Origin of the sequence: Sphingobium sufflavum (assembly GCF_021403115.1) — a bacterium.
GTDB lineage: Bacteria > Pseudomonadota > Alphaproteobacteria > Sphingomonadales > Sphingomonadaceae > Sphingobium > Sphingobium sufflavum.
The window spans coordinates 14573-34281 of the sequence record NZ_JAJSSH010000004.1 but is presented as its reverse complement, the minus strand read 5'-3'; the positions used below and the strand labels follow the sequence as shown (position 1 = coordinate 34281).

Genomic DNA, 19709 nt, shown 5'->3' with positions numbered 1-19709 from the left:
GATGCCGTCCGAACCACGCTTGTCCCGTCCGAAGCGTGTCGAACCATGCCGAATTGCGCCCGCACTGCGTCGCTATTGCGCCCGGAACGCACCCAAAACGCGCCGAAAATGCGCCTGAACTGCGCCCTGTGGCGCCCGAACGAAATGGAACGAGAAGGAATGTCGCATGGAATATGATTATGTCCCGTTGCCGCACCGCAAGCCGCTGATCTGGCCGAACGGGGCGCGGGTCGCGCTGATCCTGACGTTCAACCTGGAGACATGGGATCTGACGAAGGACACCGACCGCGCCTATTATGCCGGCGGTCCCGCGATCCTGCCCGACATATTGCCCGGCCACACCCCCGATTTCCCCAATTATAGCTGGCGCGAATATGGCCAGCGGGTCGGCATCTGGCGCTTGTTCGACCTGTTCGACGAAATGGGCGTGCCCGCATCCTGCACCACCAACGCCGTGACGTTCGAACGGCGCAAGGCGATGACCGACGCGGTGCTGGAACGCGGTTGGGAATTGCTGGCGCATAATTGGGAGCAGGGCGAGCTGCTGACCGATTATGCGAAAGACCCGGTGAAGGAGCGCGAGATCGTGCTGCGGACGCTGGACCAGTTCGAGAAATTCACGGGGCGCAAGTCCAAGGGCTGGCTGTCCTCCTCGCTGCGCGGCACGCTCCAGACGGCGGACATCCTGGCCGAATATGGCTGCACCTTTTACTGCGACATCATGAACGACGATCAGCCGTACCTGTTGCGTACGCCCAATGGCCCGATCGTCTCGACCCCCTATTCCAACGAGATCAACGATTTCACCTTCATCACCCGCAAGAATTTCACGACCGACCAGTTTTCGCAGGCGCTGATCGAGGAACTGGACGTGCTGTATGCGGAAGGCGCGACGAGCGGGCGGATCATGAATGTCGGCCTGCATCCCCATGTGTCCGGCCGCGCCCACCGCATCCGGGCGCTGCGCGAGTTCATCGCCCATGCCAAGTCGCTACCCGGCGTGTGGTGGACGACGCGGGAAGAGATCGCCGACTGGTATCTGGCGAACCATGAGAGCCATATTCCGGGACAGCTCGGCTGATGCCGGAGCATCGGCTGACGACAAGGCTGGCCATGGGCGCCGACGGACGGCGGCGGGGGATGCAGGTGCCGGGATGCTGGGACGGGCTGACCGCGCTGCTGGTCGAGCAGGCGGGATTCGAGGCCGCCTTTGTCAGCGGCGGCGGGCTGGCCATGGCGCGGCTGGGGCGGCCCGACATCGGGCTGGTGACGGCCAGCGAACTGGTGGACGCGGTGATGCAGATCGCGGACCGGGTGCGCCTGCCGCTGATCGTCGATGGCGACACCGGGTTCGGCAATGCGATCACGCTGCAACGGCTGGTGCGCCAGCTGGACCGGGCGGGCGCGGCGGCGGTGCAGATCGAGGACCAGTTGTTCCCCAAGCGGTGCGGCCATATGGCGGGCAAGCGGGTGGCGCCGCTGGCCGAGGCGGTGGGCCGCATCCGCGCCGCGGTGGATGCGCGGGACGGCATGGCGATCATCGCGCGCACCGATGCGCTGGCGATAGAGGGGCTGGACGCCGCGATGGACCGGGCGGACGCCTATCGGGAGGCGGGGGCCGACCTGCTGTTCGTGGAGGGGCCGCGCACGATGGCGGAGGCGGAGGCGATCGCGGCCCGCTTTGCCGGGCGGGTGCCGCTGGTCCATAATCTGGTCGAGGGCGGGGTGACGCCCGCGACCGACAGCGGCCGTTTCTTTGCGCTGGGCTATGCGATCACGCTGCATCCGCTGTTGTTGATGCACGCCATGGTGGGGGCCGCGCCGGGGGTATTCGCGGCCCTGCGGGAGACGGGATCGACCGATGGCGTGCGCGAGACAATGGCCGACCTGGGCATCATGAACCGGCTGACCGGCGCGCAACAGATGCTGGAGGAGGGCGACCGTTATGCAGGATGATATCGACAGCGATTATGCGGCGGCGGGCTTCAACGGCTCATTGCCGTTCGGCGCGTCCCCTGCGCTGGTCATCATCGACGTGGTGATGGCCTATATCGACCCGGCGTCGCCGCTGTATCTGGGACCGGACAATGCCCTGCCGCAGATGGCGCGGCTGGCGCAGGCCGCGCGGGCGAAGGGGGTGCCGGTGATCTTCACCAACATCCGCTATGCCCCCGGCGGACGGGAGGGCGGGCTATTCTATCGCAAGGTGCCCGCGTTGAAGGCGTTCGACGCCGGGTCGCCGCTGGGCGCGTTTCCGCCGGAACTGACGCCACAGCCGGGGGACCATGTGCTGGGCAAATTCTACCCCTCCATCTTCTTTGGCACCGCGCTGGCCCCGATGCTGCACGCGATGGGCGTGGATTGCCTGCTGCTGACCGGCTATTCCACGTCGGGCTGTGTGCGGGCGAGCGCGCTGGACAGCCTGTGCCATGGCTTTGCGCCATTCGTGGTCAGCGATGGCTGCGCCGACCGCGACGCGCGGCCGCATGAGGGCAACCTGTTCGACATGCAGGCCAAGATGGCGGAGGTGATCGACACGGAGCGGGCGGTGGCGCTGATCGCGGGGGTGTAGGGGGCGGTTTGCGCCGCGTGCGCCCGTCAGCGCGGGATCTGGGACAGGTCTTCGCGGATGGTCTGCGCGGTGGCGAGCAGCAGGTCGGCGAAGGCGGCCATCGCGTCCTGCATCTTCATTGCGGAGGAGAAGAAGGCGAGGGATATGGTGCCCGCCGGACGATCCCCATCCATCACCACCGTCGCCATCGACGATGTCTTGCCGGGGTTGCGGGTGAATTGGTTGAAACCGCGCGCCGCGATGCGCCGCTGCTGTATCTCCTCCAGCAGGCCGCCATTTTCGATCAGGTCGATGACATAGGCCCAGCGTTTGTTGGGAATCTGCTTCATCCCGTCCATCAACGAGACGCGCTCGTCATCCGGCACGGCGCTGAGATAGGCGAGGCCCGACGCGCTCTCCAGCATCGGGGTCGCGAAGCCGGGGTGATATTCGTTGAAGGTCAGCGCGCTGATCGAATGGGTGGAATCGCGGATGACCATGGAATAGCCGACATGGGTCGACAGGGTGATCGGCCAGTTCACCCGCCTGGTCAATTCCACGATATGGGGGCGCGACGCCTGCACCAGCCGGCTGTCGCCCTGAAAACCATGGGCCAGCGTCTGCACCATGCCGGTCGGGCGATAATGGCGGCGGGACGGCTCGCACTCGACCAGCCCCTCATACACCAATGTCTGCACCAGGCGGTAGGCGGTGGGGTAGGGCAGGCCCGACAGGCGGGAGATTTCCATCATCGACAGCGACCCCTGCCGGTTGATCGCCTGAAGCACCGCGATGCCCCGGCTGAGCGAGCGGATGGGGACGCCCCGTTCGGGAAGATTCTGGTCCTTGTCCTTCATCGGGGGCCTCATGCTGCGGGGGTGGCTGCTCGACTCATGGCGCCATTCTGTTCGCATCGTGAACAGGCTGGCCAGAAAGGGCAGCAAAATTATCCGCTGTGCGGATAAAATTCGTGTCGTGGCGGGACGGGACGATGGTGACGGGCCACGCAGGCGTGTTTCAGCGGAAGATGGGCAGCCGGGGGTGTTCCAGTTGGGGGTGTTCCGATCAGGCGTGTTCCAATCGGGCGTGTTCCGATCGAGCGAGGGCCAGTCGGACGAGGGCCAGTCGAAACAGCGCCAGCCGGAACAGGGTCGCCGGAAGACCGGGGCAGGCATGGTCGGTGGCGCCGCGCGGGTGAGGAAACGGGCGGCGGCGCGGGTGAGGACGGCGACAGAGACAGAGACAGAGACAGAGGCAGAGGCAGAGGCAGAGGCAGAGGCAGAGGCAGAGGCAGAGGCAGAGGCAGAGGCAGAGGCAGAGCAATGGCGCGGGTGAGGGAGAGAGCGAAGATGCGTTCGACGGTGCGCGCGGGTTCGGGGGCGGCGGCGCGCGGGCCGCGCACATTGTACGACAAGATATGGGACGCCCATGTCGTGCGCGACTATGACGACGGTTCCAGCCTGATCTTTGTCGACCGCCATCTGGTGCATGAGGTGAGCAGCGCGCAGGCGTTCGAGGGGCTGCGCCGTGCGGGCCGCACGGTGCGGCGGCCCGACCTGACGCTGGCGATGCCGGACCATAATCTGCCCACCACCGCGCGGACCGGCGCGGACGGTCGCCGCCTGCCCGTCGCAGACCCGCAGAGCGCGGCGCAACTCGACGCGCTGGCCCGGAATGTGGCGGCGACCGCCATCCCCTATTTCGATGCGACCGCGCCGGAACAGGGCATCGTGCATGTCGTGGGGCCGGAACAGGGCTTTACCCTGCCGGGCAGCGTGCTGGCGTGCGGGGACAGCCACACCGCCGCCCATGGCGCGCTGGGTGCGCTGGGCATCGGCATCGGGACGAGCGAGGTGGAGCATGTGCTGGCGACGCAGACGCTGCGCCTAAACCGGTCCCGCGCGATGGCGGTGCGGGTGGACGGTACGCCGGGTTTCGGCGTCGCGCCCAAGGATGTGATACTGGCGATCATCGCGCGGATCGGCGCGTCCGGCGGCATCGGCCATGTCATCGAATATCGCGGTTCCACCTTCGACGCGATGAGCGTGGAGGGGCGGCTGACCGTTGCCAACATGTCGATAGAGGCGGGCGCGCGGGCGGGGCTGTTCGCGCCGGACGAGCGGGTTTTCGCCTATCTGAAGGGGCGGCCGATGGCGCCGTCGGGGGCGGAGTGGGATGCGGCGCTGGCGCAGTGGCGCACGCTGCGGTCCGATCCCGGCGCGCGGTTCGACAAGAGCGTGGCGATCGACGCCACCGCCATCGCGCCGAGCGTGACATGGGGCACCAGCCCGCAGCATGTCGTGCCGATCACCGGCCGGGTGCCGTCGCCGGACAGTTTCGCGGACCCGGTCCAGCGGGAGGCGGCGGCGCGCTCGCTCGAATATATGGCGCTGCTCCCCGGCCAGCGGATGGAGGATGTGGCCATCGAGAATATCTTCATCGGGAGCTGTACCAACAGCCGGATCGAAGACCTGCGCGCGGCGGCGGCGGTCGTCCGGGGGCGGCGGGTCGCGGCGGGGGTGCGGCAGGCGCTGGTCGTGCCCGGTTCCGGGCTGGTCAGGCGGCAGGGCGAGGCGGAGGGGCTGGACCGGATATTCCGGGAGGCGGGTTTCGAATGGCGCGAGCCGGGTTGTTCCGCCTGTCTGGGCATGAACCCGGACACGGTGCCGGCGGGGGAGCGGTGCGCGTCCACCGCCAACCGCAATTTCATGGGGCGGCAGGGACCGGGTGCGCGCACCCACCTGCTGTCGCCCGCCATGGCGGCAGCGGCGGCGATCAGGGGGCGGCTGACCGATGTGCGGACCCTGATGGCGGAGGCTGGGATGGGGGAGACGCAAATGGGGGAGGCGCAAATGGGGGAGACTGGCGCATGACCCTGATCCGGGTGGAGGGGCGGGCCTATCCGCTGGGCCGCGCCAATGTCGACACGGACATGATTATCGCGTCGGAATGGCTCAAGACGATCAGCCGGGAGGGGCTGGGCAAGGGCGCCTTTGCCGCGCTGCGCCACGACCCGGCCAATGTGTTCGACGATCCGGCGTTTGCGGGTGCGGCGATCCTGATCGCGGGCGAGAATTTCGGATGCGGGTCGAGCCGGGAACATGCCGCATGGGCGATGGCCGACATGGGCGTGCGGGTGGTGATCGCCGTCAGCCTCTCCGACATCTTCGCGAGCAACGCCTTCAAGAACGGGGTGCTGGCCGTCTGCCTGCCAGCGGATGCGGTGGCGCACCTGCTGGACGCGGTGCGGGGCGGCGCGGGCATCGCCGTCGATCTGGAGGCGCAGGCGGTGCGATGCGGAGGCAGGACGTTCGCCTTTGCCATCGACGCCTTTCGGCGGCGCTGCCTGATGGAGGGGCTGGACGAGATCGCACTGACGCTGGCGGATGCGGAGGGCATCGCCGCGCATGAGGGGCGGGTGGCGGTGGATGCGCCGTGGCTGGCCATGGCCGGGCGGCGGGCCTGACGGGTTCGCGGCGGGCGGGAAGGCAGGGCGGGCGGTGATCCGCCCCGCGCCGGTCCTCCGCACCCGCTGGCGTGACCCGTCCTTTATTCGCCCTGCGAGCAGCGGCGGCATGGCGGATGGCCCCGGCGGCGCGGCGGGACCAGTTTTCCGGTTGAACCCTGGGCATGTCGTGCGGCCTTCGCCGTCCGTCGCGATGCCCGCTGCCCAACCGCAGGAGAGACTATGACCGCGCCCGACGCCCCGACCCGCAGGAACAAAGACGTGCTGGGCCATCGCATGAAATTCGGCGTGCTGGGGCCATCGACCAACACGGTGGTCCAGCCCGATTTCGACGACATGCGCCCCCATGGCGTCACCAACCATTATAGCCGGATCATCGTCAGCGACGCGAAAGCCGTGTCCAACGAGAGTTTTCTGGCGGGCACGCGGGAGATTGACGAGAATACGCTGGCCGCGGTGCAGGGCGTGATGACCTGCAAGCCCGACTATCTGGTGATGGGCATGTCCGCCGTCACCTTTTTCGGCGGGGCCGAGGGCGGGCGCAAATGGCGCGAGGGGATCGAGGCGGCGTCGGGCCTGCGCGTCAGCACGGGGGCGGAGGCGGTCGTGGCGGCGCTCAACGCCTATGGCGGGGTGAAGCGGGTCAGTGTCCTGTCGCCCTATTTCCCCACGGCCAACGCGGAAGTGCGGCATTTCCTGTCCGACCATGGGTTCGAGACGGTGCGCGACGTGCCGCTGCAATGCCCAAGCTGGACCGCCATCGCGGAAGTCACCGAAGAGACATTGCGCGCGACGATGCGCCATCTGGACGGCGACGATGTGGACGCGATCGTGCAGGTGGGCACCAACCTCTCCAACATCCGCTTCGCCGCCGCCGCTGAACTGTGGCTGGGCAAGCCGGTGATCGCGATCAACACGGCGACCTATTGGCACGCGCTGCGCGCCAATGGCTTTACCGAGCGCAGGGCGGGCTTTGGCCGGTTGCTGTCCGATTATTGATGGTGCGGCGGCCGGCCTGTGGTGCGGCGGGGCGATCTGCGCGCGCCGGGCAAGGGGTGCCGCCATCGCGCGCGTGCGGTTGTGTGGTTGTGTGGTCGTGCGGCGCTGCAGCGCGGGTGGCGGCGACGTGACCCGCGCGGTTGGCAGCGTCGCTGGCCTGTGCCCGGCATCGGATGGCGGGGCTGTGCCGGGGAGGAGAGTATCGCGCTGTTTCCCGCGCATTTCCGCGGGGGACGGGCGGTGCGGTGGCGCGTGCGGGGCGGATGGCCGGAGCGGGTGCGGGCCATTTATTCACGCTGCGGACAGGTCATGCGCTCGCCGTCGCGGCGCTCCGCCATCCTGCATAGCAGCATGGCCATGACATATTTTCACAGGAACACGGGGGAACGGTCATGAGTGGCCCAAAGGACAGAGTACAGGTGGTGATCGCCGGCGCCGGTCCGGTCGGATGCGTCGCCGCCACCTATCTGGCGCAGCGCGGCATCGACGTGCTGGTCGCGGATGCGGGATCGGACAGCGCGCAGGATCTGCGCGCCTCCACCTTTCATCCGCCGACGCTGGAGATGCTGGACAGCCTGGGCGTTGCCGACACGCTGATCGCGATGGGGCTGAAGGCGCCCGTCTATCACTGGCGCGACCGGCGCAGCGGCACGGTCTTCGCCTTCGACTTCGCGGAGCTGGAGGGCGACACGCGCTTTCCCTTCCGCGTCCAGTGCGAGCAATATCATCTGGCCAAGATGCTCTCCACCCGGCTGGCGGAGCTGGACAGCGTGCAGTTGCTGTTCGACCATCGCGTCGTCTATCTGGAGCAGGACGACAGTGGCGTGAACGTCACGCTGGAGCATATGACCGGCCTGCGCCATGTCCGCGCCGACTATGTGATCGGGGCCGATGGCGCGAACAGCATCGTGCGCAAATGGCTGGGCATCGAGTTCGACGGGTTCACCTACCCCGAAAAATTCCTGTGCCTGAGCACGGAGCGGCCGATCGAGCAGGATATTCCCGGCCTCGCCCATGTGAACTATGTGTCGGACCCCGACGAGTGGCTGGTGCTGCTGCGCGTGCCGACGCTGTGGCGCGTGCTGGTGCCCGCCAATGACGGCGATGTGAACGGCGACCTGCTGTCCGACGAGAAGAAGGACAAGGTGTTCGACGGGCTGGTCGGGCCGGGACAGAATGTGCAGACCCGCCACCGCACCATCTACCGCGTGCACCAGCGCGTGGCCAAGCAGTTCCGCAGCGGGCGGGTGATGCTGGTCGGGGACGCCGCGCACCTCAACAATCCGCTGGGCGGGTTCGGGATGAACAGCGGCGTGCATGACGCCTTCAACCTGTGCGAGAAGCTGGTCGAGGTGCTGGGCGGTCGGGCGGACGACAGCGTGCTGGACCTGTACGACCGGCAACGGCGCACGGTGACGCATGACTTCACGCAGCAGCAGACCATCGAGAATATGGCCCTGATGCGCGCGGGGCAGAGCGACGCGCACCAGAAGCGGCTGGAGACGATGCGAACGCTGGCGGAAGACCCGGACAAGCGGCGGGCCTATCTGCTGCGCCAGTCGATGCTGACCAGCCTGCGCGATGCGGCGGCCATCGGTTAGGACCAGTCGACATCCTGCCCGAACGGCCCGGCGGTGCCTGCCTGCATCGCTGGGCCGTTGGCGTTTGTGGGAAGGCGTTGTCCTGTGTCGTGCCCTAATTCATACTAAAAAGATATGGAATAAATGGGGGGTTTTGCGGGGGATAGCAATTCTATCCGCACGGTCGCCGGCATGCCCGGTTTCGGTTGCCGGGTTGGCGGAAAGGCTGGTGGCCGGAGCCGGGTTAAGCCGATAGAATAAGGATTTTCTTTGCCATGAAGGCGTTGCGCCGGGCAAGGTGGCGGGCGGGTCGGGGCTGGCCCGCGGGCGGCCGGCAGGCGGGCGGCGGTTCGCCGGGGGCGACGAGTCCCTCCCGGCCCTGTAATTTTAATCTTGACCGGAATTATAGGGTATGAAATTCGAGAGGCTGCTTCGGCGTCCTTCATCGAGTGAGAGTCAACCGCATGACCCAGAACCGCCAGATCCGGCTCGGCGCCTTCCTCCAGGCGACAGGCCATCATATCGCCGCCTGGCTCCACCCCGATGCACAGGCGGACGCGGGCCTGAACATCGGCCATTACCGGGAACTGGCGCAGACGGCGGAGCGGGGCAGGTTCGATGCGATCTTCGTCGCGGACAGCCCCGGCAGCGGTTATGAGGCGGACCTCGCCACGCTGGCGCGCAACGGCAAGACCGCGAAGTTCGAGCCGGTGACGCTCTGGGCCGCGCTGTCGCAGGTGACGAGCCATGTGGGGTTCGTCGCGACGGCGTCCACCACCTATGAAGACCCCTATACGCTGGCGCGCAAATTCGCGTCGCTCGACTGGATTTCAGGCGGCCGCGCGGCGTGGAACGTGGTGACGACGGGGCAGGACGTCTCCGCCAATTTCGGGCGGGACAGGCACCCGGAACACGCCTTGCGCTATGAACGGGCCGAGGAGTTCCTGGCGATCGTGAAGTCCCTGTGGGACAGTTATGAGGATGACGCCTTTGTGCGGGACCGGGCGTCCGGCATCTATATCGACACCGACAAATTCCATCAGATCGACCATGCGGGCAAGCATTTCACCGTGCGCGGGGCGCTGAATATCGGTCGCCCGCCGCAGGGCTATCCGGTGATCGTGCAGGCGGGGGCGTCGGAATCCGGGCGTACGCTTGCGGCCAGCACGGCGGAGGTGATCTTCACCGCGAACCTGACGCTGGAGGATGCCCAGTCCTTCTACGCCGACATCAAGGGGCGGCTGCCCCGGTTCGGCCGGACGCCGGACCAGCTTCTCATCATGCCCGGCATCTTCCCCGTGCTGGGCGGGACAGAGGCGGAAGCGGAGGCGAATTACGAATATCTCCAGTCCTTCGTCCATGAGGACATCGCCTGGGATATTCTCCAGAAGCGGTACGCCGGGGTCGACCTGTCCGGCTATTCGCTGGACGACATCGCGCCGCCGCCGCCGCAGGACACCAACGGCAACAAGAGCCGCCTGCAACTGGTCAGCGACTATGTGGAGCGGGAGCGGCCGACGCTGCGGCAATTGTACCGCACCCTGTCCACCGCGCGCGGCCACCGCACCGTGGTCGGCACGCCGGAGCAGGTGGCCGACGCCATCCAGCTGTGGTTCGAGAATGGCGCGGCGGACGGATTCAACATCATGCCGCCGGTGCTGCCCACGGGCCTGACCGACTTTGTCGACCAGGTCGTCCCCATCCTCCAGCGGCGCGGGCTGTTCCGCACCGAATATGAGGGAACGACGCTGCGCGAGAATCTGGGCCTGCATCGCCCGGCCAACAGCCATGCCCTCGACCGCACGAGCGTCGCGCGGGAAAGCGTGGCCTGACGCCATCCCATCCGTTTGCACGCCCCATCCTTTTGCACGCCCCATCCTTTTGCACGATTGAACAAGGAGATACGCCCCATGTCCGTTGATCTGCTGGAAAAGACCAAGCCGCTGCCCACCGCGCAGGACCATCCCCGTTCCGAGGCGTCCGAGGCGCTGCGGTTCAGCCCCGTCAACCCGGTCATCGGCGCGGAGGTGAGCGGCGTCGATCTGCGCCAGCCGCTGGACGAAGCGACCGTCGCCCGACTGCGGCGCAAGCTCGTCAAATATAAGGTGCTGTTCTTTCGCGACCAGCCGATCACGGACGAAGACCAGATTCGTTTCTCCCATTATTTCGGCGGGGTGACGCCCGCCCACCCGATCAACAATGGCCGGGACGGCGGCCCCGCCCAGATCATGGAGAATGTGAAGTCCCAGCAGGCCGCGCGGCAAAGCGTCTTTACCGAGGTGGAGAAGCAGCATCACCGCGCCTTCGCCCGCGCGCGCAGCGGTCGCGGCTGGCACACCGACATCACCTTTGTCGCCAACCCCAGCGACATCAGCTTCCTGCGCAACCATGAATCGCCGGAATCGGGCGGCGATACGCTGTGGGTCAATCTGGAGGCGCTGTACGAGAGCTTTTCGCCCGCGTTTCGCAGCCATCTCGACGGGTTGCAGGCGATCCATGGCCGCGACGACGCGCATCGCGGCTTTCCGCCGCCGCCCCGTGCGGACGGGCGGCCGACCGGTCCCTATCTGTCGCTGCACCCACTGGTGCGCGTCCACCCGGAAAGCGGCAAGAAGGCGCTGTTCCTCAGCCCCGGCTTCATCAAATATATCGAGGGGTATAGCGAGGGCGAGAGCGAGGCGCTGCTGACCTATCTGCGCAACGAGCTGGCGGGTCGGCTGGACCTGCAACTGCGGTTCCGCTGGACGCCCAATTCGCTGGCGGTGTGGGACAATCGCGCGACCAGCCATTGGGGGCCGGTCGATGCCGAGCATTTCGAGGAGGAGCGGATCGTTCGCCGCACGACGGTGGGCGCGAGCTTCCCGGTCGGGCCGGATGGCTTTACCTCCCGCCAGATCGCGGGCGACTTGTTCTTCGTCCTCGACGACTATTGATGCCGGTGCCGGATGAGCGATCATAGGGCGGGCTGACCATAGGCGGTCCGGCCACCCGGCGGCGGACAGGCCGACGATCCGGCAGGCAAGCAAGGCTTTGGGGCGGAACAGCTAAAGTTTTTTCCAATTCTCAACCAACATGGTAGATTATGTGGGTCGAGGGGGGCTGGCCGCGCGGGAGCGTGGCTTTCCCACCCCGGCTTCGCACTGCCCGATCCATGTCGTTGGGGACAGGAATGATGACGTACCGCCCATGCATTGCCACGCGCGCCACCCGCTCGACGGATGGGGAAGAGTCCGGTCATGCCGGACTTTAACGACATACGGCGGCTGGCCGAAGTCGCGCGGCGGCGGATCGCGGAGATCAGCCCGATGGAGGCGCGGGCCAAGGTCCGCGAGGGCGCGCAGTTGATCGACGTGCGCGACGATGAGGAACTGCTGCGCAATCCCCCGCTGGCGGGGGCGATCCACCTCAGCCGGGGACGGCTGGAATATCTCATCACCGATGCGGTCGCGAGCCGGGACGAGCCGATCGTCCTGTATTGCGCGGGCGGCAATCGCGGCGCGCTGGCGACGGCCAGCCTGCTGGAACTGGGCTATACGCAGGTGTTCAACGTGCGGGGCGGGTTGCAGGCGTGGCGCGAACATGCCGGGCAGCACTGGACCGGCAGCAACCTGATCGACCGGACGCCGCCCCAGGCCGCGCACGCCGCTCTCTAGGCGGGGGTCGCGGCCGATGGCGGCATCCGTTGGTGGGCCAGATGCGGCAAGGCGCATGAAGGCGCATGGGCGATGCTCTTTCATCTTCGCCGGATCATGCGCGGGAAACGGGGCGGGCGTGGCGCCGGCCCTTTCCCCCGGAGGCGGCGTTGCCCGTGCGCCGGCCCGGTCGGCCGTGACATTGCGGCGGCAAGCGGGTTGACCTATAGCGGTGCACGGTTCGGCGTGCCTCGACTGACGGCGCCCTCAACAAGGTATAGTGTCCGTCATGCTCTCCCAACGTGGGCGTTATGCCATCAAGGCCCTCCTGAACATCGCGCGCAGTACGGGTGAGGCGCGGCAGGTTTCGCTGATCTCCGAAGAGGAGCAGATACCGCGCAAGTTTCTGGAGTCGATCATGTCCAGCCTGCGCCGGGCCGGGCTGGTCCGCAGCACGCGCGGCAATATGGGCGGGTACAAGCTGGCCCGGCCCGCCGACCTCATCACCTTTGGCGAGATCGTCCGGGCGACCGACGGGCCGCTGTCCATGCTGCCCTGCGTCAGCCGCAATTTCTACCAGCGGTGCGACGACTGCCCGGACGAATATGTGTGCCAGTTGCGCGCGCTGTTTTCCGACGTGCGCGATGCCGTGACCAGCATCATGGACAATCGCACCCTCGCCGATGCGCTGCGCCGCGAACGCGACGCGCGCGGGCTGGAGGATGCGGGCGAGGGTGGCGGACGGGTCGCGGAGGTTGCGCCCTCGGCGGGATGAGTGGGGGCGACTGTCGCTCTCCTCTTGTCACCCCGGATGAGGTCCGGGGTGACGGGGAGGAAACGGTTGACCTCGGCCGGCTCTAGCGAAGGCTTTCCCCGAACAGGGTCAGCAGCCGGCGCAGATGCCGGGCGGAGGCGTCGGCGTCATAGGCGGCGGAGTCCGCGATCGCGAAGCCATGCTTGCGCCCCGCGTAAAACTCCGTGGTGAAGTCCACCCCGGCCTCCGCCAGTGCGGCGTCGAGGCGGGCGATCTGTTCCGGCGGGGCGGAGGCGTCCTGATCGGCATGGCCGATATGGACCCGCGCCTTGATGCGGGGGGCGAGCAGGTGCGGAGCGGAGGCATCGTCGGCGGGGGCGAGCTGGCCGCCGTGGAAGGAGGCCGCAGCCCTGACCCGATCCGGGTACTGCGCGGCAAGGCGCAGGGCGAAACTGCCCGTCATGCAATAGCCGACCACGCCGATGCGGCTGGCATCCACCCCGTCCGTGGCGTCCAGCGTCCTGACGAACGCATCGAAATCGGAGGCCTGCGCGTCCAGCGTCAGCAGCTTGCGATAGGATTGCAGGCGGGCGCGGGTCTCATCATCGAACGGCGCGTCGGGGACGACCACGGGCGCCTGCGCGCTGCGATAATAGAGGTTGGGGAGGAGCACCGCGAAACCTTGCTCCGCAAGGGCGGCGGCCAGTTTCGTATAGACGGGCCGCGCGCCGCGAATGTCGGTCAGGAGGAGGATGGCGGGAAAGGGTCCGTCGCCCTCCGGCAGCAGCAATTGGCTGTCGATGGTGCCGTCGGGCGTGGTGATGGCGAGGGTGCTGAGGGTCATCGTGCGTCCTTTCGGGAAGGGAACGGGCTTTCGGAAGGAAATTGGCTCATCGGAGGATGGGCTTTCGGGGAACCCGCTTCCGGGGAGTCGGCTTTTGGAAGATGCGGCGGGAGAGGCGGTTCCGCCAGCAGGATCGTGGCGGCGGGCGACCCCATCGGGCCTGCCCGCCGCCGGTCTCGGGGCTGTGCCGGTTCAGGGCGCGGGGTTGCTGTGCAACTGGTGGATGGCGTCGATGGCGTCCTCCAGTTCCGGGGTGATCGTCAGGTCGAGCGAATCAATGTCCGTCTTCAACTGCTCCAGCGTGGTCGCGCCGATGATCGCGGACGTGACGAACGGCCGGGACGCGACAAAGGCGATGGCGAATTGCGCGGGGTCCAGCCCATGCTCGGCGGCGAGCGCCAGATAGGCCTCCACCGCCTCCGCCACGCCCGGCTTCTGATAGCGCTGGCCCCGGTCGAACAGGGTCAGCCGCGCCTTTTCCGGGCGCGCGCCATCGCGATATTTGCCGGTCAGGAAGCCCTGCGCCAGCGGCGAATAGGCGAGCAGGCCGACATCCTCGCGGTGCGCGATCTCGGCCAGGCCGATCTCGAACGTGCGGTTGAGGAGATTATAGGCGTTCTGGATGGAGGCGACGCGCGGCAGGGCGGCGTTGCTGTCCGCCGCATGGACGAAGCGGCCGGTGCCCCATGCCGTCTCGTTGGAGACGCCGACATGGCGGACCTTGCCCTGCTTCACCAGATCGGCCAGCGCATCCAGCGTTTCCTCGATGGGAATTTCGTGGGTGTCGCTGTTGCTCTTGGGTTTGAAGGTGGTGCCGCTGGCCGCGAACAGGGGCAGGGACCGGTCCGGCGAATGAAGCTGGTAGAGGTCGACATAATCGGTCTGGAGCCGTTTGAGCGACTGGTCGATGGCGTAATGGATATTCTTGCGGTCGAGCTGCGGCGTGCCCTCCGGGCGCAGATAGCTGTTGTTGTTGCGGCCCGCCACCTTGGTCGCGAGGATGACCTTGTCGCGGTTGCCGCGCGCCTTGAGCCAGGAACCGATGATGCGCTCCGTCGACCCCTGCGTCTCCGCGCGCGGCGGGATCGAGTAGCTTTCCGCCGTGTCGATGAAGTTGATGCCGCGATCCAGCGCATAGTCGAGCTGGGCGTGGCCCTCCGCCTCGCTATTCTGTTCGCCCCAGGTCATCGTGCCCAGCGCAATCGGCGGCACCTTGATGTCCGTGCGGCCCAGCCTTCTCAATTCCGTCATATCCATCCTCGATAAATCATACTTCATAAGTGTGATAGAAGCGGGCGACGGTAAAGCAAGGCCAGAGCGGCATGGCAAGGCCGTAAATTGCAGAATAACCTGTCTGTTAGCTGGACTTTATTGGGGCAAACTATTGCTTGGGACCGGGTGGTGTGCGGGCGTGCCGCGGCGGTCGGAAAGCCGCTTGACTCGCTTTCAATCATATATACCCAATAGGAATGAAGACATTGGGAAAGCCTATGCCGATACGGAAATTGCGCGGCCGCGACACGGGGACGGTCATCACTATCCTGCTGGTGCTGCTGGCCTTTGCCCCGCTGGTCGCCCATGCGCTGAAGGGATCGACGCCGCCGGTGCAGGCCGCGGACGGGCGGTCGCTGGCCGACACCATATCGGACAGGGTGCCGCCCGGCACGACGCTGGTCATCGGCGATCCCACGACGCAGCGCGTGCTGGAATATACCGGCTGGGCGAAGGAACTGCCCTTCACCATCCAGTGGGCGAACATCAGCGGCGGCCCCGGCGTGACGGAGGCGTTCCAGGCCAAGGCGATCGAGGTGGGGTCCGCCGCCAACATCCCGCCGATCCATGCGGCATGGGTGGGCATCGACGCCAAGATCGTAGCCTTTCGTCAGCGCAAAGACCCGCTGACCCACCCCATCTTTGTCATCGGCATTTCCCCCAAGGCGAAGATCGACACGCTGGCGGACCTGCGCGGCAAGCGCATCGCGTTCAGCGCGGGACAGGCGCAGGGGCATGTGGTGCTGCGCACGCTGGCCGCGCAGGGGATCAAGACCAGCGAGGTGACGCTGGTCGACCTGCCCGGCACGGCGGATATTTACGCCGGCGCGCTGGCGGCGGGGCAGATCGACGCCGCGCCGCTGGGCGCGGGGCTGCCCGCGAAACGCTATCTGGACGGCTATGCCCGCGAGGGCGCCCATGTCCTGCCGCATGGCGACAGCTTCCGCGACGATCCGGGCATCCTCTATGTCCGCACCGAGACGCTGCGCGATCCGGCGAAGGCGGCGGCGATCAAGGCCTATGTCCGCTTCTGGGCGCGCGCGTTGCGGTGGACCGAGACGCATCGGGCGGAGTGGACGCAGGCCTATTATGTCGAGAATCAGGGCGTGAAGCCGGTCGATGCGGCGCTGATCGTCCGGGCCGCCGGATCGCCGGACATTCCGCGCGGATGGGACCAGGCGATCCGCCTCCAGCAGGACACCGTCGATTTCATGGCGCGCGAGACCGGGCGCAAGAGCTTCGACGCCCATCGATTGTTCGACCGCCGTTTCGAGACGGTCGGCGCAGACGCCTTTGCACAGCCGACCCCGCCGACCCTGCGTAAAGCCGATAAAGGACCACAGCCATGACCGTGCGATCCGCCGAGATACTTCGGCCACCGTTCCCCATCGCCCCAAATCCCCTCGCCAAAAATTCGCGTGAGGAGCAGGCCCCGTCCTTCGTCGCGGAATTTCCCTCCACCCAGTTGCTGGTGCGCGGCACGCGGCGGCTGGGGATGGGCGATGCGGTGTCCTATGGCTGGCTGCTCGGCCCGGCGTTGCTGCTGGTCTACTGGTCGCTGGGTTCGGCCACCGGCTTCATCGACGGGCGCATCCTGCCCGCGCCATGGGTGGCGGTGACGACCGGCGTCGACCTGATCGAACAGGGGCGGCTCCAGCAGCATCTGCTCGTATCGTTGCTGCGCGCGGCGCAGGGGATCGCGTTCGGCACGGTCGCGGGCGTGCTGGTCGCGCTGCTGTCCGGCCTCAGCCTGCTGGGCGGCTATATCTTCGACGGGATCATCCAGGTGAAGCGGGCGGTGCCCGCGCTGGCGCTGATCCCCTTCTTCATCCTGTGGTTCGGGATCGGGGAGGTGATGAAGGTGACCGTCGTCACGCTGGGCGTCTTCATCCCCATCTATATCCACACCCATAATGCGTTGCGGTCCATCGATATCAAGCATGTCGAACTGGCCGAGACGATGGGCATCCGCTATTCCCAGTTCATCCGTCATGTCGTCCTGCCCGGTGCGCTGCCCGGTTTCCTGCTGGGCCTGCGGTTCGGCGTGATGGGGGCGTGGCTGGGACTGGTGGTGGTCGAGCAGTTCAACACCACCAGCGGCATCGGCTATATGATAAACCTCGCGCGCAACTATGCGCAGGCCGATGTCATGCTGGTCGGCCTCGTCCTCTATGCGGTGTTCGGCCTGCTGTCCGACCGGCTGGTGCGCTCTATCGAGAGCCGGAGCCTGACGTGGCGCAGGACGCTGGCGCAATGAGCGCGCCGGTCGTCCGCATCCGGGGCCTGGTGCGGCGCTTCACCCTGAAGGGGGTGCTGAACGGCGTCGACCTGGACATCGCCCCCGGCGAGTTCGTCGCCCTGCTGGGTCGCAGCGGGTCGGGCAAGAGCACGCTGCTGCGCGCCATCGCGGACCTGGACCATGAGGCGCAGGGATCGGGCGAAATCTATGTGCCGCAGCGACTGTCCGTCGTGTTCCAGGATGCGCGGCTGCTGCCGTGGAAGCGGTTGCTCGACAATGTGATCTTTGGGCTGGAGGCGCCGGACGCGCGGGAGCGGGGACGGCGGGCGCTGGAGGAAGTGGGGCTGGCGGGGCGCGAGCAGAGCTGGCCCTATGAACTGTCCGGTGGGGAGCAGCAGCGCGTGGCGCTGGCCCGGTCGCTGGTGCGCGAGCCGGAACTGCTGCTGGCGGACGAACCCTTTGGCGCGCTCGACGCGCTGACGCGGATCAAGATGCATGCGCTGGTGCAGAGACTGTCGGCGATCCACAATCCCGCCGTGCTGCTGGTGACGCATGACGTGGACGAGGCGATCAAGCTGGCCGACCGGATCGTGGTGCTGGACGATGGCGCGATCGTCGCGGACATCGCCGCCGACCTGCCCGAAGACCCCATCGCCCATCTGGAACGGACGGCGGAAATCCGCGCCCTGCTGCTCGGCCATCTGGGTGTGCGGGAGGCGGAGGCGGTCGATTGAAAGGAGCCGACGGCAGGCGGCCGGGGTTCCGGCGGTTTTGACGATCGGGCGGTTTTGATGGTCAGGTGCCTGGGAAGGTCAGGCCCTCGTGCAATCAGGACAGGGTGAGGAAAATCTCGCCCTCGATCCGCCATTCCCCGTCGATCATGCGCCATTTCGCGGTGTAGGCGCCGGCGGCGAGGGGGTGCCCGGTCGCGGCGCTGACGCCCTGCCACTGGCCATGCTCCAGCGCGATCGGCTCGACGGTGGAGGCGACGATGCTGTCGGGCGTGCGGGTGTAGAGGGTGCGGTCCGGCGCGGCGAACTCCCGCTTCCAGGCGAGAAGCTGCGCCTTGCGGCCCGACAGCAGCGCACTGTCCGTCCCCGCGATCAGGATCGCATCCGGCGCGAGCAGGGGACCGATGGCGGGCAGGTGGCATCGGCCAGCGCGCGGTTGAAGGCGGCGCGGCGCAGGCGGATCGCGAGGTCGGCGGCAGACGTCATGACGGGACTTTCGGGGCAAGGTGCGGACGAGGCTGCCTTACCGGCAAGCGGGGGCTGGCGGGAAGGGGCTTTTGCGGAGCGTGGGGGTGGTGACGGGGTTCGAGGGGCTTTCGCTGCACCACTATACCAGTGGCGCGTTGGGAACGATGCTCGATCCGGCCACCGGCTTTGGAGAAAAGGAATGGGCGCCATTCGTCCACAACGCCTATGAGATGGACGCGCTGATCGCCAAAAACTCTGCGATCATGGACAAATATGCCCCAGACAAGCGGGTTGCGCTGGTGGTCGATGAATGGGGCAACGGGCTAAAGCCGCTCGACGGAACGCCGATTCTATACATTCAGCGGCAGAACTCGATCCGCGACGCGGTGACGGCCGCCATCAATCTGGACATCTTCGTCCGCCATGCCGACCGGGTTCGGATGGCCAACGTCGCGCAGATGGTCAATGTGCTGCAATCGATAATCCTTCCCGACGGGCCAAAGATGGTGCGGACGCCCACCTATCATGTCTTTCGCATGTATGTGCCCTTCCAGGACGCGACGTCCCTGCCGATCGAAATCGATGCGGGCCGGTACGTCTTCGGAAAGATTGACCTGCCGCGTGTCGATGCGATCGGGGCCAAGGGTGTCGATGGTAAGATTTGGCTGGCGCTGACCAATCTCGATGCGAGCAAGGCAGCGGAGTTCGATCTCACGCTCTCCGGCCTGCCGGCGAAGGGCGCGGTTGGCGAGATACTGACCGCCGACACGCTTGATGCAATCAACAGTTTCGACAAGCCTGAAGCGGTGTCGCCCCGTCCATATCGAGCTGGGGCGCAGGGAGGGAAATTGCATTTCAATCTCCCACCGCGGTCAGTCGCCGTGCTGCAGGTTATGTAGGACATGTTGTCTAAATTGCATGTCGTCACCAATTCGATTGGTGACGACATGTGGGATCCGTTCGCCTTGTCCTATCTGGTCACAGGATTTGCACGTGGGCATTGAGGCCCAGCGGCGCATGGCGAACACCACATCGCCTGCGCCGACGTGTTTTCAAGGACGACAATATGAAATCCCAGGACACCAAACGACCCTTTGAGGCCGTTCAGCGGCAGATTTTCGTTCCCCAAGTGCAGATGGTCGGCTTTTCGGCAGCTATCGACCCACATCAGGA

The 19709-nt window shown here is 66.7% G+C and carries 19 protein-coding genes and 1 pseudogene; 16 read left to right on the top strand and 4 right to left on the bottom strand.

The genetic code is table 11. From position 1 onward, the window contains the following. Positions 1–166 precede the first annotated feature (166 nt). From LWE61_RS07845 to LWE61_RS07835, 3 genes are read left to right on the top strand one after another with little or no spacing between them, the layout of a single operon-like run. The gene (locus tag LWE61_RS07845; protein ID WP_234149504.1) at positions 167–1081 is read left to right on the top strand and encodes a polysaccharide deacetylase family protein; all 915 of its coding nucleotides are present in this window, start codon (positions 167–169) and stop codon (positions 1079–1081) included. Then, complete coding sequence (locus tag LWE61_RS07840) at positions 1081–1956, top strand: isocitrate lyase/PEP mutase family protein (RefSeq protein ID WP_234149503.1); 876 nt, start codon at positions 1081–1083, stop codon at positions 1954–1956. The genes LWE61_RS07845 and LWE61_RS07840 overlap by 1 nt, the downstream gene beginning before the upstream one ends. Continuing rightward, positions 1946–2572 carry an isochorismatase family protein gene (locus LWE61_RS07835; RefSeq protein WP_234149502.1) on the top strand — a complete coding sequence of 209 codons (627 nt, stop codon included), beginning with the start codon at positions 1946–1948 and terminating at the stop codon, positions 2570–2572. The genes LWE61_RS07840 and LWE61_RS07835 overlap by 11 nt, the downstream gene beginning before the upstream one ends. 26 nt (positions 2573–2598) lie before the next feature. Here LWE61_RS07835 and LWE61_RS07830 read toward each other — a convergent pair whose 3' ends face one another. Beyond that, positions 2599–3408 (bottom strand): helix-turn-helix domain-containing protein, encoded by an 810-nt coding sequence (locus LWE61_RS07830; protein WP_234149501.1) that lies wholly within the window; start codon positions 3406–3408, stop codon positions 2599–2601. Positions 3409–3592: 184 nt separating this feature from the next. Between LWE61_RS07830 and LWE61_RS07825 the strand changes: the two genes are divergently transcribed. The 9 genes from LWE61_RS07825 (at position 3593) to LWE61_RS07785 (ending at position 13003) form a co-directional block, all read left to right on the top strand. Further along, entirely contained in the window at positions 3593–3886 is a 294-nt protein-coding gene (locus LWE61_RS07825; RefSeq protein WP_234149500.1) for a hypothetical protein, read from the top strand. A gap of 14 nt (positions 3887–3900) precedes the next feature. Further along, the gene (gene leuC, locus LWE61_RS07820) at positions 3901–5424 is read left to right on the top strand and encodes a 3-isopropylmalate dehydratase large subunit (protein WP_234149499.1); all 1524 of its coding nucleotides are present in this window, start codon (positions 3901–3903) and stop codon (positions 5422–5424) included. Beyond that, positions 5421–6017, top strand: a complete 597-nt coding sequence (gene leuD / locus LWE61_RS07815) for a 3-isopropylmalate dehydratase small subunit (protein ID WP_234149498.1) — start codon at positions 5421–5423, stop codon at positions 6015–6017. The genes leuC and leuD overlap by 4 nt, the downstream gene beginning before the upstream one ends. Before the next feature lie 222 nt (positions 6018–6239). Next, complete coding sequence (locus tag LWE61_RS07810) at positions 6240–7016, top strand: maleate cis-trans isomerase family protein (protein ID WP_234149497.1); 777 nt, start codon at positions 6240–6242, stop codon at positions 7014–7016. 392 nt (positions 7017–7408) lie between these two features. Beyond that, on the top strand, positions 7409–8617 hold the full coding sequence (locus LWE61_RS07805) for an FAD-dependent oxidoreductase (protein WP_234149496.1): 1209 nt from the start codon (positions 7409–7411) through the stop codon (positions 8615–8617). A gap of 443 nt (positions 8618–9060) precedes the next feature. After that, positions 9061–10428 carry an LLM class flavin-dependent oxidoreductase gene (locus LWE61_RS07800; protein WP_234149495.1) on the top strand — a complete coding sequence of 456 codons (1368 nt, stop codon included), beginning with the start codon at positions 9061–9063 and terminating at the stop codon, positions 10426–10428. A 78-nt stretch (positions 10429–10506) separates the two neighbouring features. Then, positions 10507–11529 carry a TauD/TfdA dioxygenase family protein gene (locus tag LWE61_RS07795; protein WP_234149494.1) on the top strand — a complete coding sequence of 341 codons (1023 nt, stop codon included), beginning with the start codon at positions 10507–10509 and terminating at the stop codon, positions 11527–11529. 303 nt (positions 11530–11832) lie between these two features. After that, the gene (locus LWE61_RS07790; RefSeq protein ID WP_234149493.1) at positions 11833–12249 is read left to right on the top strand and encodes a rhodanese-like domain-containing protein; all 417 of its coding nucleotides are present in this window, start codon (positions 11833–11835) and stop codon (positions 12247–12249) included. Between the two features lie 268 nt (positions 12250–12517). Continuing rightward, positions 12518–13003 carry an RrF2 family transcriptional regulator gene (locus LWE61_RS07785; protein WP_234149492.1) on the top strand — a complete coding sequence of 162 codons (486 nt, stop codon included), beginning with the start codon at positions 12518–12520 and terminating at the stop codon, positions 13001–13003. An 82-nt stretch (positions 13004–13085) separates the two neighbouring features. Here LWE61_RS07785 and LWE61_RS07780 read toward each other — a convergent pair whose 3' ends face one another. Both LWE61_RS07780 and LWE61_RS07775 read right to left on the bottom strand, forming a co-directional pair. After that, the gene (locus LWE61_RS07780) at positions 13086–13826 is read right to left on the bottom strand and encodes a dienelactone hydrolase family protein (protein WP_234149491.1); all 741 of its coding nucleotides are present in this window, start codon (positions 13824–13826) and stop codon (positions 13086–13088) included. Between the two features lie 192 nt (positions 13827–14018). Next, on the bottom strand, positions 14019–15077 hold the full coding sequence (locus LWE61_RS07775; protein ID WP_234149490.1) for an NADP(H)-dependent aldo-keto reductase: 1059 nt from the start codon (positions 15075–15077) through the stop codon (positions 14019–14021). 239 nt (positions 15078–15316) lie between these two features. Here LWE61_RS07775 and LWE61_RS07770 point away from each other — a divergent pair, with 239 nt between their 5' ends. The 3 genes from LWE61_RS07770 to LWE61_RS07760 are packed head-to-tail and all read left to right on the top strand — an operon-like array spanning position 15317 to position 18071. After that, complete coding sequence (locus LWE61_RS07770) at positions 15317–16447, top strand: ABC transporter substrate-binding protein (RefSeq protein WP_234149489.1); 1131 nt, start codon at positions 15317–15319, stop codon at positions 16445–16447. Further along, entirely contained in the window at positions 16444–17355 is a 912-nt protein-coding gene (locus LWE61_RS07765; protein ID WP_234149488.1) for an ABC transporter permease, read from the top strand. Before LWE61_RS07770 ends, LWE61_RS07765 begins: the two co-directional genes overlap by 4 nt. Beyond that, a complete protein-coding gene (locus tag LWE61_RS07760; protein WP_234149487.1) occupies positions 17352–18071 on the top strand; it encodes an ABC transporter ATP-binding protein in 720 nt (239 codons plus the stop codon). The genes LWE61_RS07765 and LWE61_RS07760 overlap by 4 nt, the downstream gene beginning before the upstream one ends. A 94-nt stretch (positions 18072–18165) precedes the next feature. On the opposite strand, the pseudogene LWE61_RS07755 reads toward LWE61_RS07760, so the two are convergent. Continuing rightward, positions 18166–18554 (bottom strand): annotated as a pseudogene (locus LWE61_RS07755) (nuclear transport factor 2 family protein). Positions 18555–18640: 86 nt separating this feature from the next. Here LWE61_RS07755 and LWE61_RS07750 point away from each other — a divergent pair. After that, positions 18641–19435, top strand: a complete 795-nt coding sequence (locus LWE61_RS07750) for an alpha-L-arabinofuranosidase C-terminal domain-containing protein (RefSeq protein WP_234149486.1) — start codon at positions 18641–18643, stop codon at positions 19433–19435. The last annotated feature ends 274 nt before the right edge of the window (positions 19436–19709 follow it).

Excerpts from the sequence above, each read along its gene's own strand:
- LWE61_RS07840 (WP_234149503.1), top strand. The coding sequence starts at position 1,081 with ATGCCGGAGCATCGGCTGACGACAAGGCTGGCCATGGGCGCCGACGGA.
- LWE61_RS07770 (WP_234149489.1), top strand. The coding sequence starts at position 15,317 with ATGCCGATACGGAAATTGCGCGGCCGCGACACGGGGACGGTCATCACT.
- LWE61_RS07790 (WP_234149493.1), top strand. The coding sequence starts at position 11,833 with ATGCCGGACTTTAACGACATACGGCGGCTGGCCGAAGTCGCGCGGCGG.
- LWE61_RS07785 (WP_234149492.1), top strand. The coding sequence starts at position 12,518 with ATGCTCTCCCAACGTGGGCGTTATGCCATCAAGGCCCTCCTGAACATC.
- LWE61_RS07780 (WP_234149491.1), bottom strand. The coding sequence starts at position 13,826 with ATGACCCTCAGCACCCTCGCCATCACCACGCCCGACGGCACCATCGAC.
- LWE61_RS07795 (WP_234149494.1), top strand. The coding sequence starts at position 10,507 with ATGTCCGTTGATCTGCTGGAAAAGACCAAGCCGCTGCCCACCGCGCAG.
- leuC (WP_234149499.1), top strand. The coding sequence starts at position 3,901 with ATGCGTTCGACGGTGCGCGCGGGTTCGGGGGCGGCGGCGCGCGGGCCG.
- LWE61_RS07765 (WP_234149488.1), top strand. The coding sequence starts at position 16,444 with ATGACCGTGCGATCCGCCGAGATACTTCGGCCACCGTTCCCCATCGCC.
- LWE61_RS07800 (WP_234149495.1), top strand. The coding sequence starts at position 9,061 with ATGACCCAGAACCGCCAGATCCGGCTCGGCGCCTTCCTCCAGGCGACA.
- LWE61_RS07775 (WP_234149490.1), bottom strand. The coding sequence starts at position 15,077 with ATGACGGAATTGAGAAGGCTGGGCCGCACGGACATCAAGGTGCCGCCG.
- LWE61_RS07805 (WP_234149496.1), top strand. The coding sequence starts at position 7,409 with ATGAGTGGCCCAAAGGACAGAGTACAGGTGGTGATCGCCGGCGCCGGT.
- leuD (WP_234149498.1), top strand. The coding sequence starts at position 5,421 with ATGACCCTGATCCGGGTGGAGGGGCGGGCCTATCCGCTGGGCCGCGCC.
- LWE61_RS07845 (WP_234149504.1), top strand. The coding sequence starts at position 167 with ATGGAATATGATTATGTCCCGTTGCCGCACCGCAAGCCGCTGATCTGG.
- LWE61_RS07810 (WP_234149497.1), top strand. The coding sequence starts at position 6,240 with ATGACCGCGCCCGACGCCCCGACCCGCAGGAACAAAGACGTGCTGGGC.
- LWE61_RS07835 (WP_234149502.1), top strand. The coding sequence starts at position 1,946 with ATGCAGGATGATATCGACAGCGATTATGCGGCGGCGGGCTTCAACGGC.
- LWE61_RS07760 (WP_234149487.1), top strand. The coding sequence starts at position 17,352 with ATGAGCGCGCCGGTCGTCCGCATCCGGGGCCTGGTGCGGCGCTTCACC.
- LWE61_RS07830 (WP_234149501.1), bottom strand. The coding sequence starts at position 3,408 with ATGAAGGACAAGGACCAGAATCTTCCCGAACGGGGCGTCCCCATCCGC.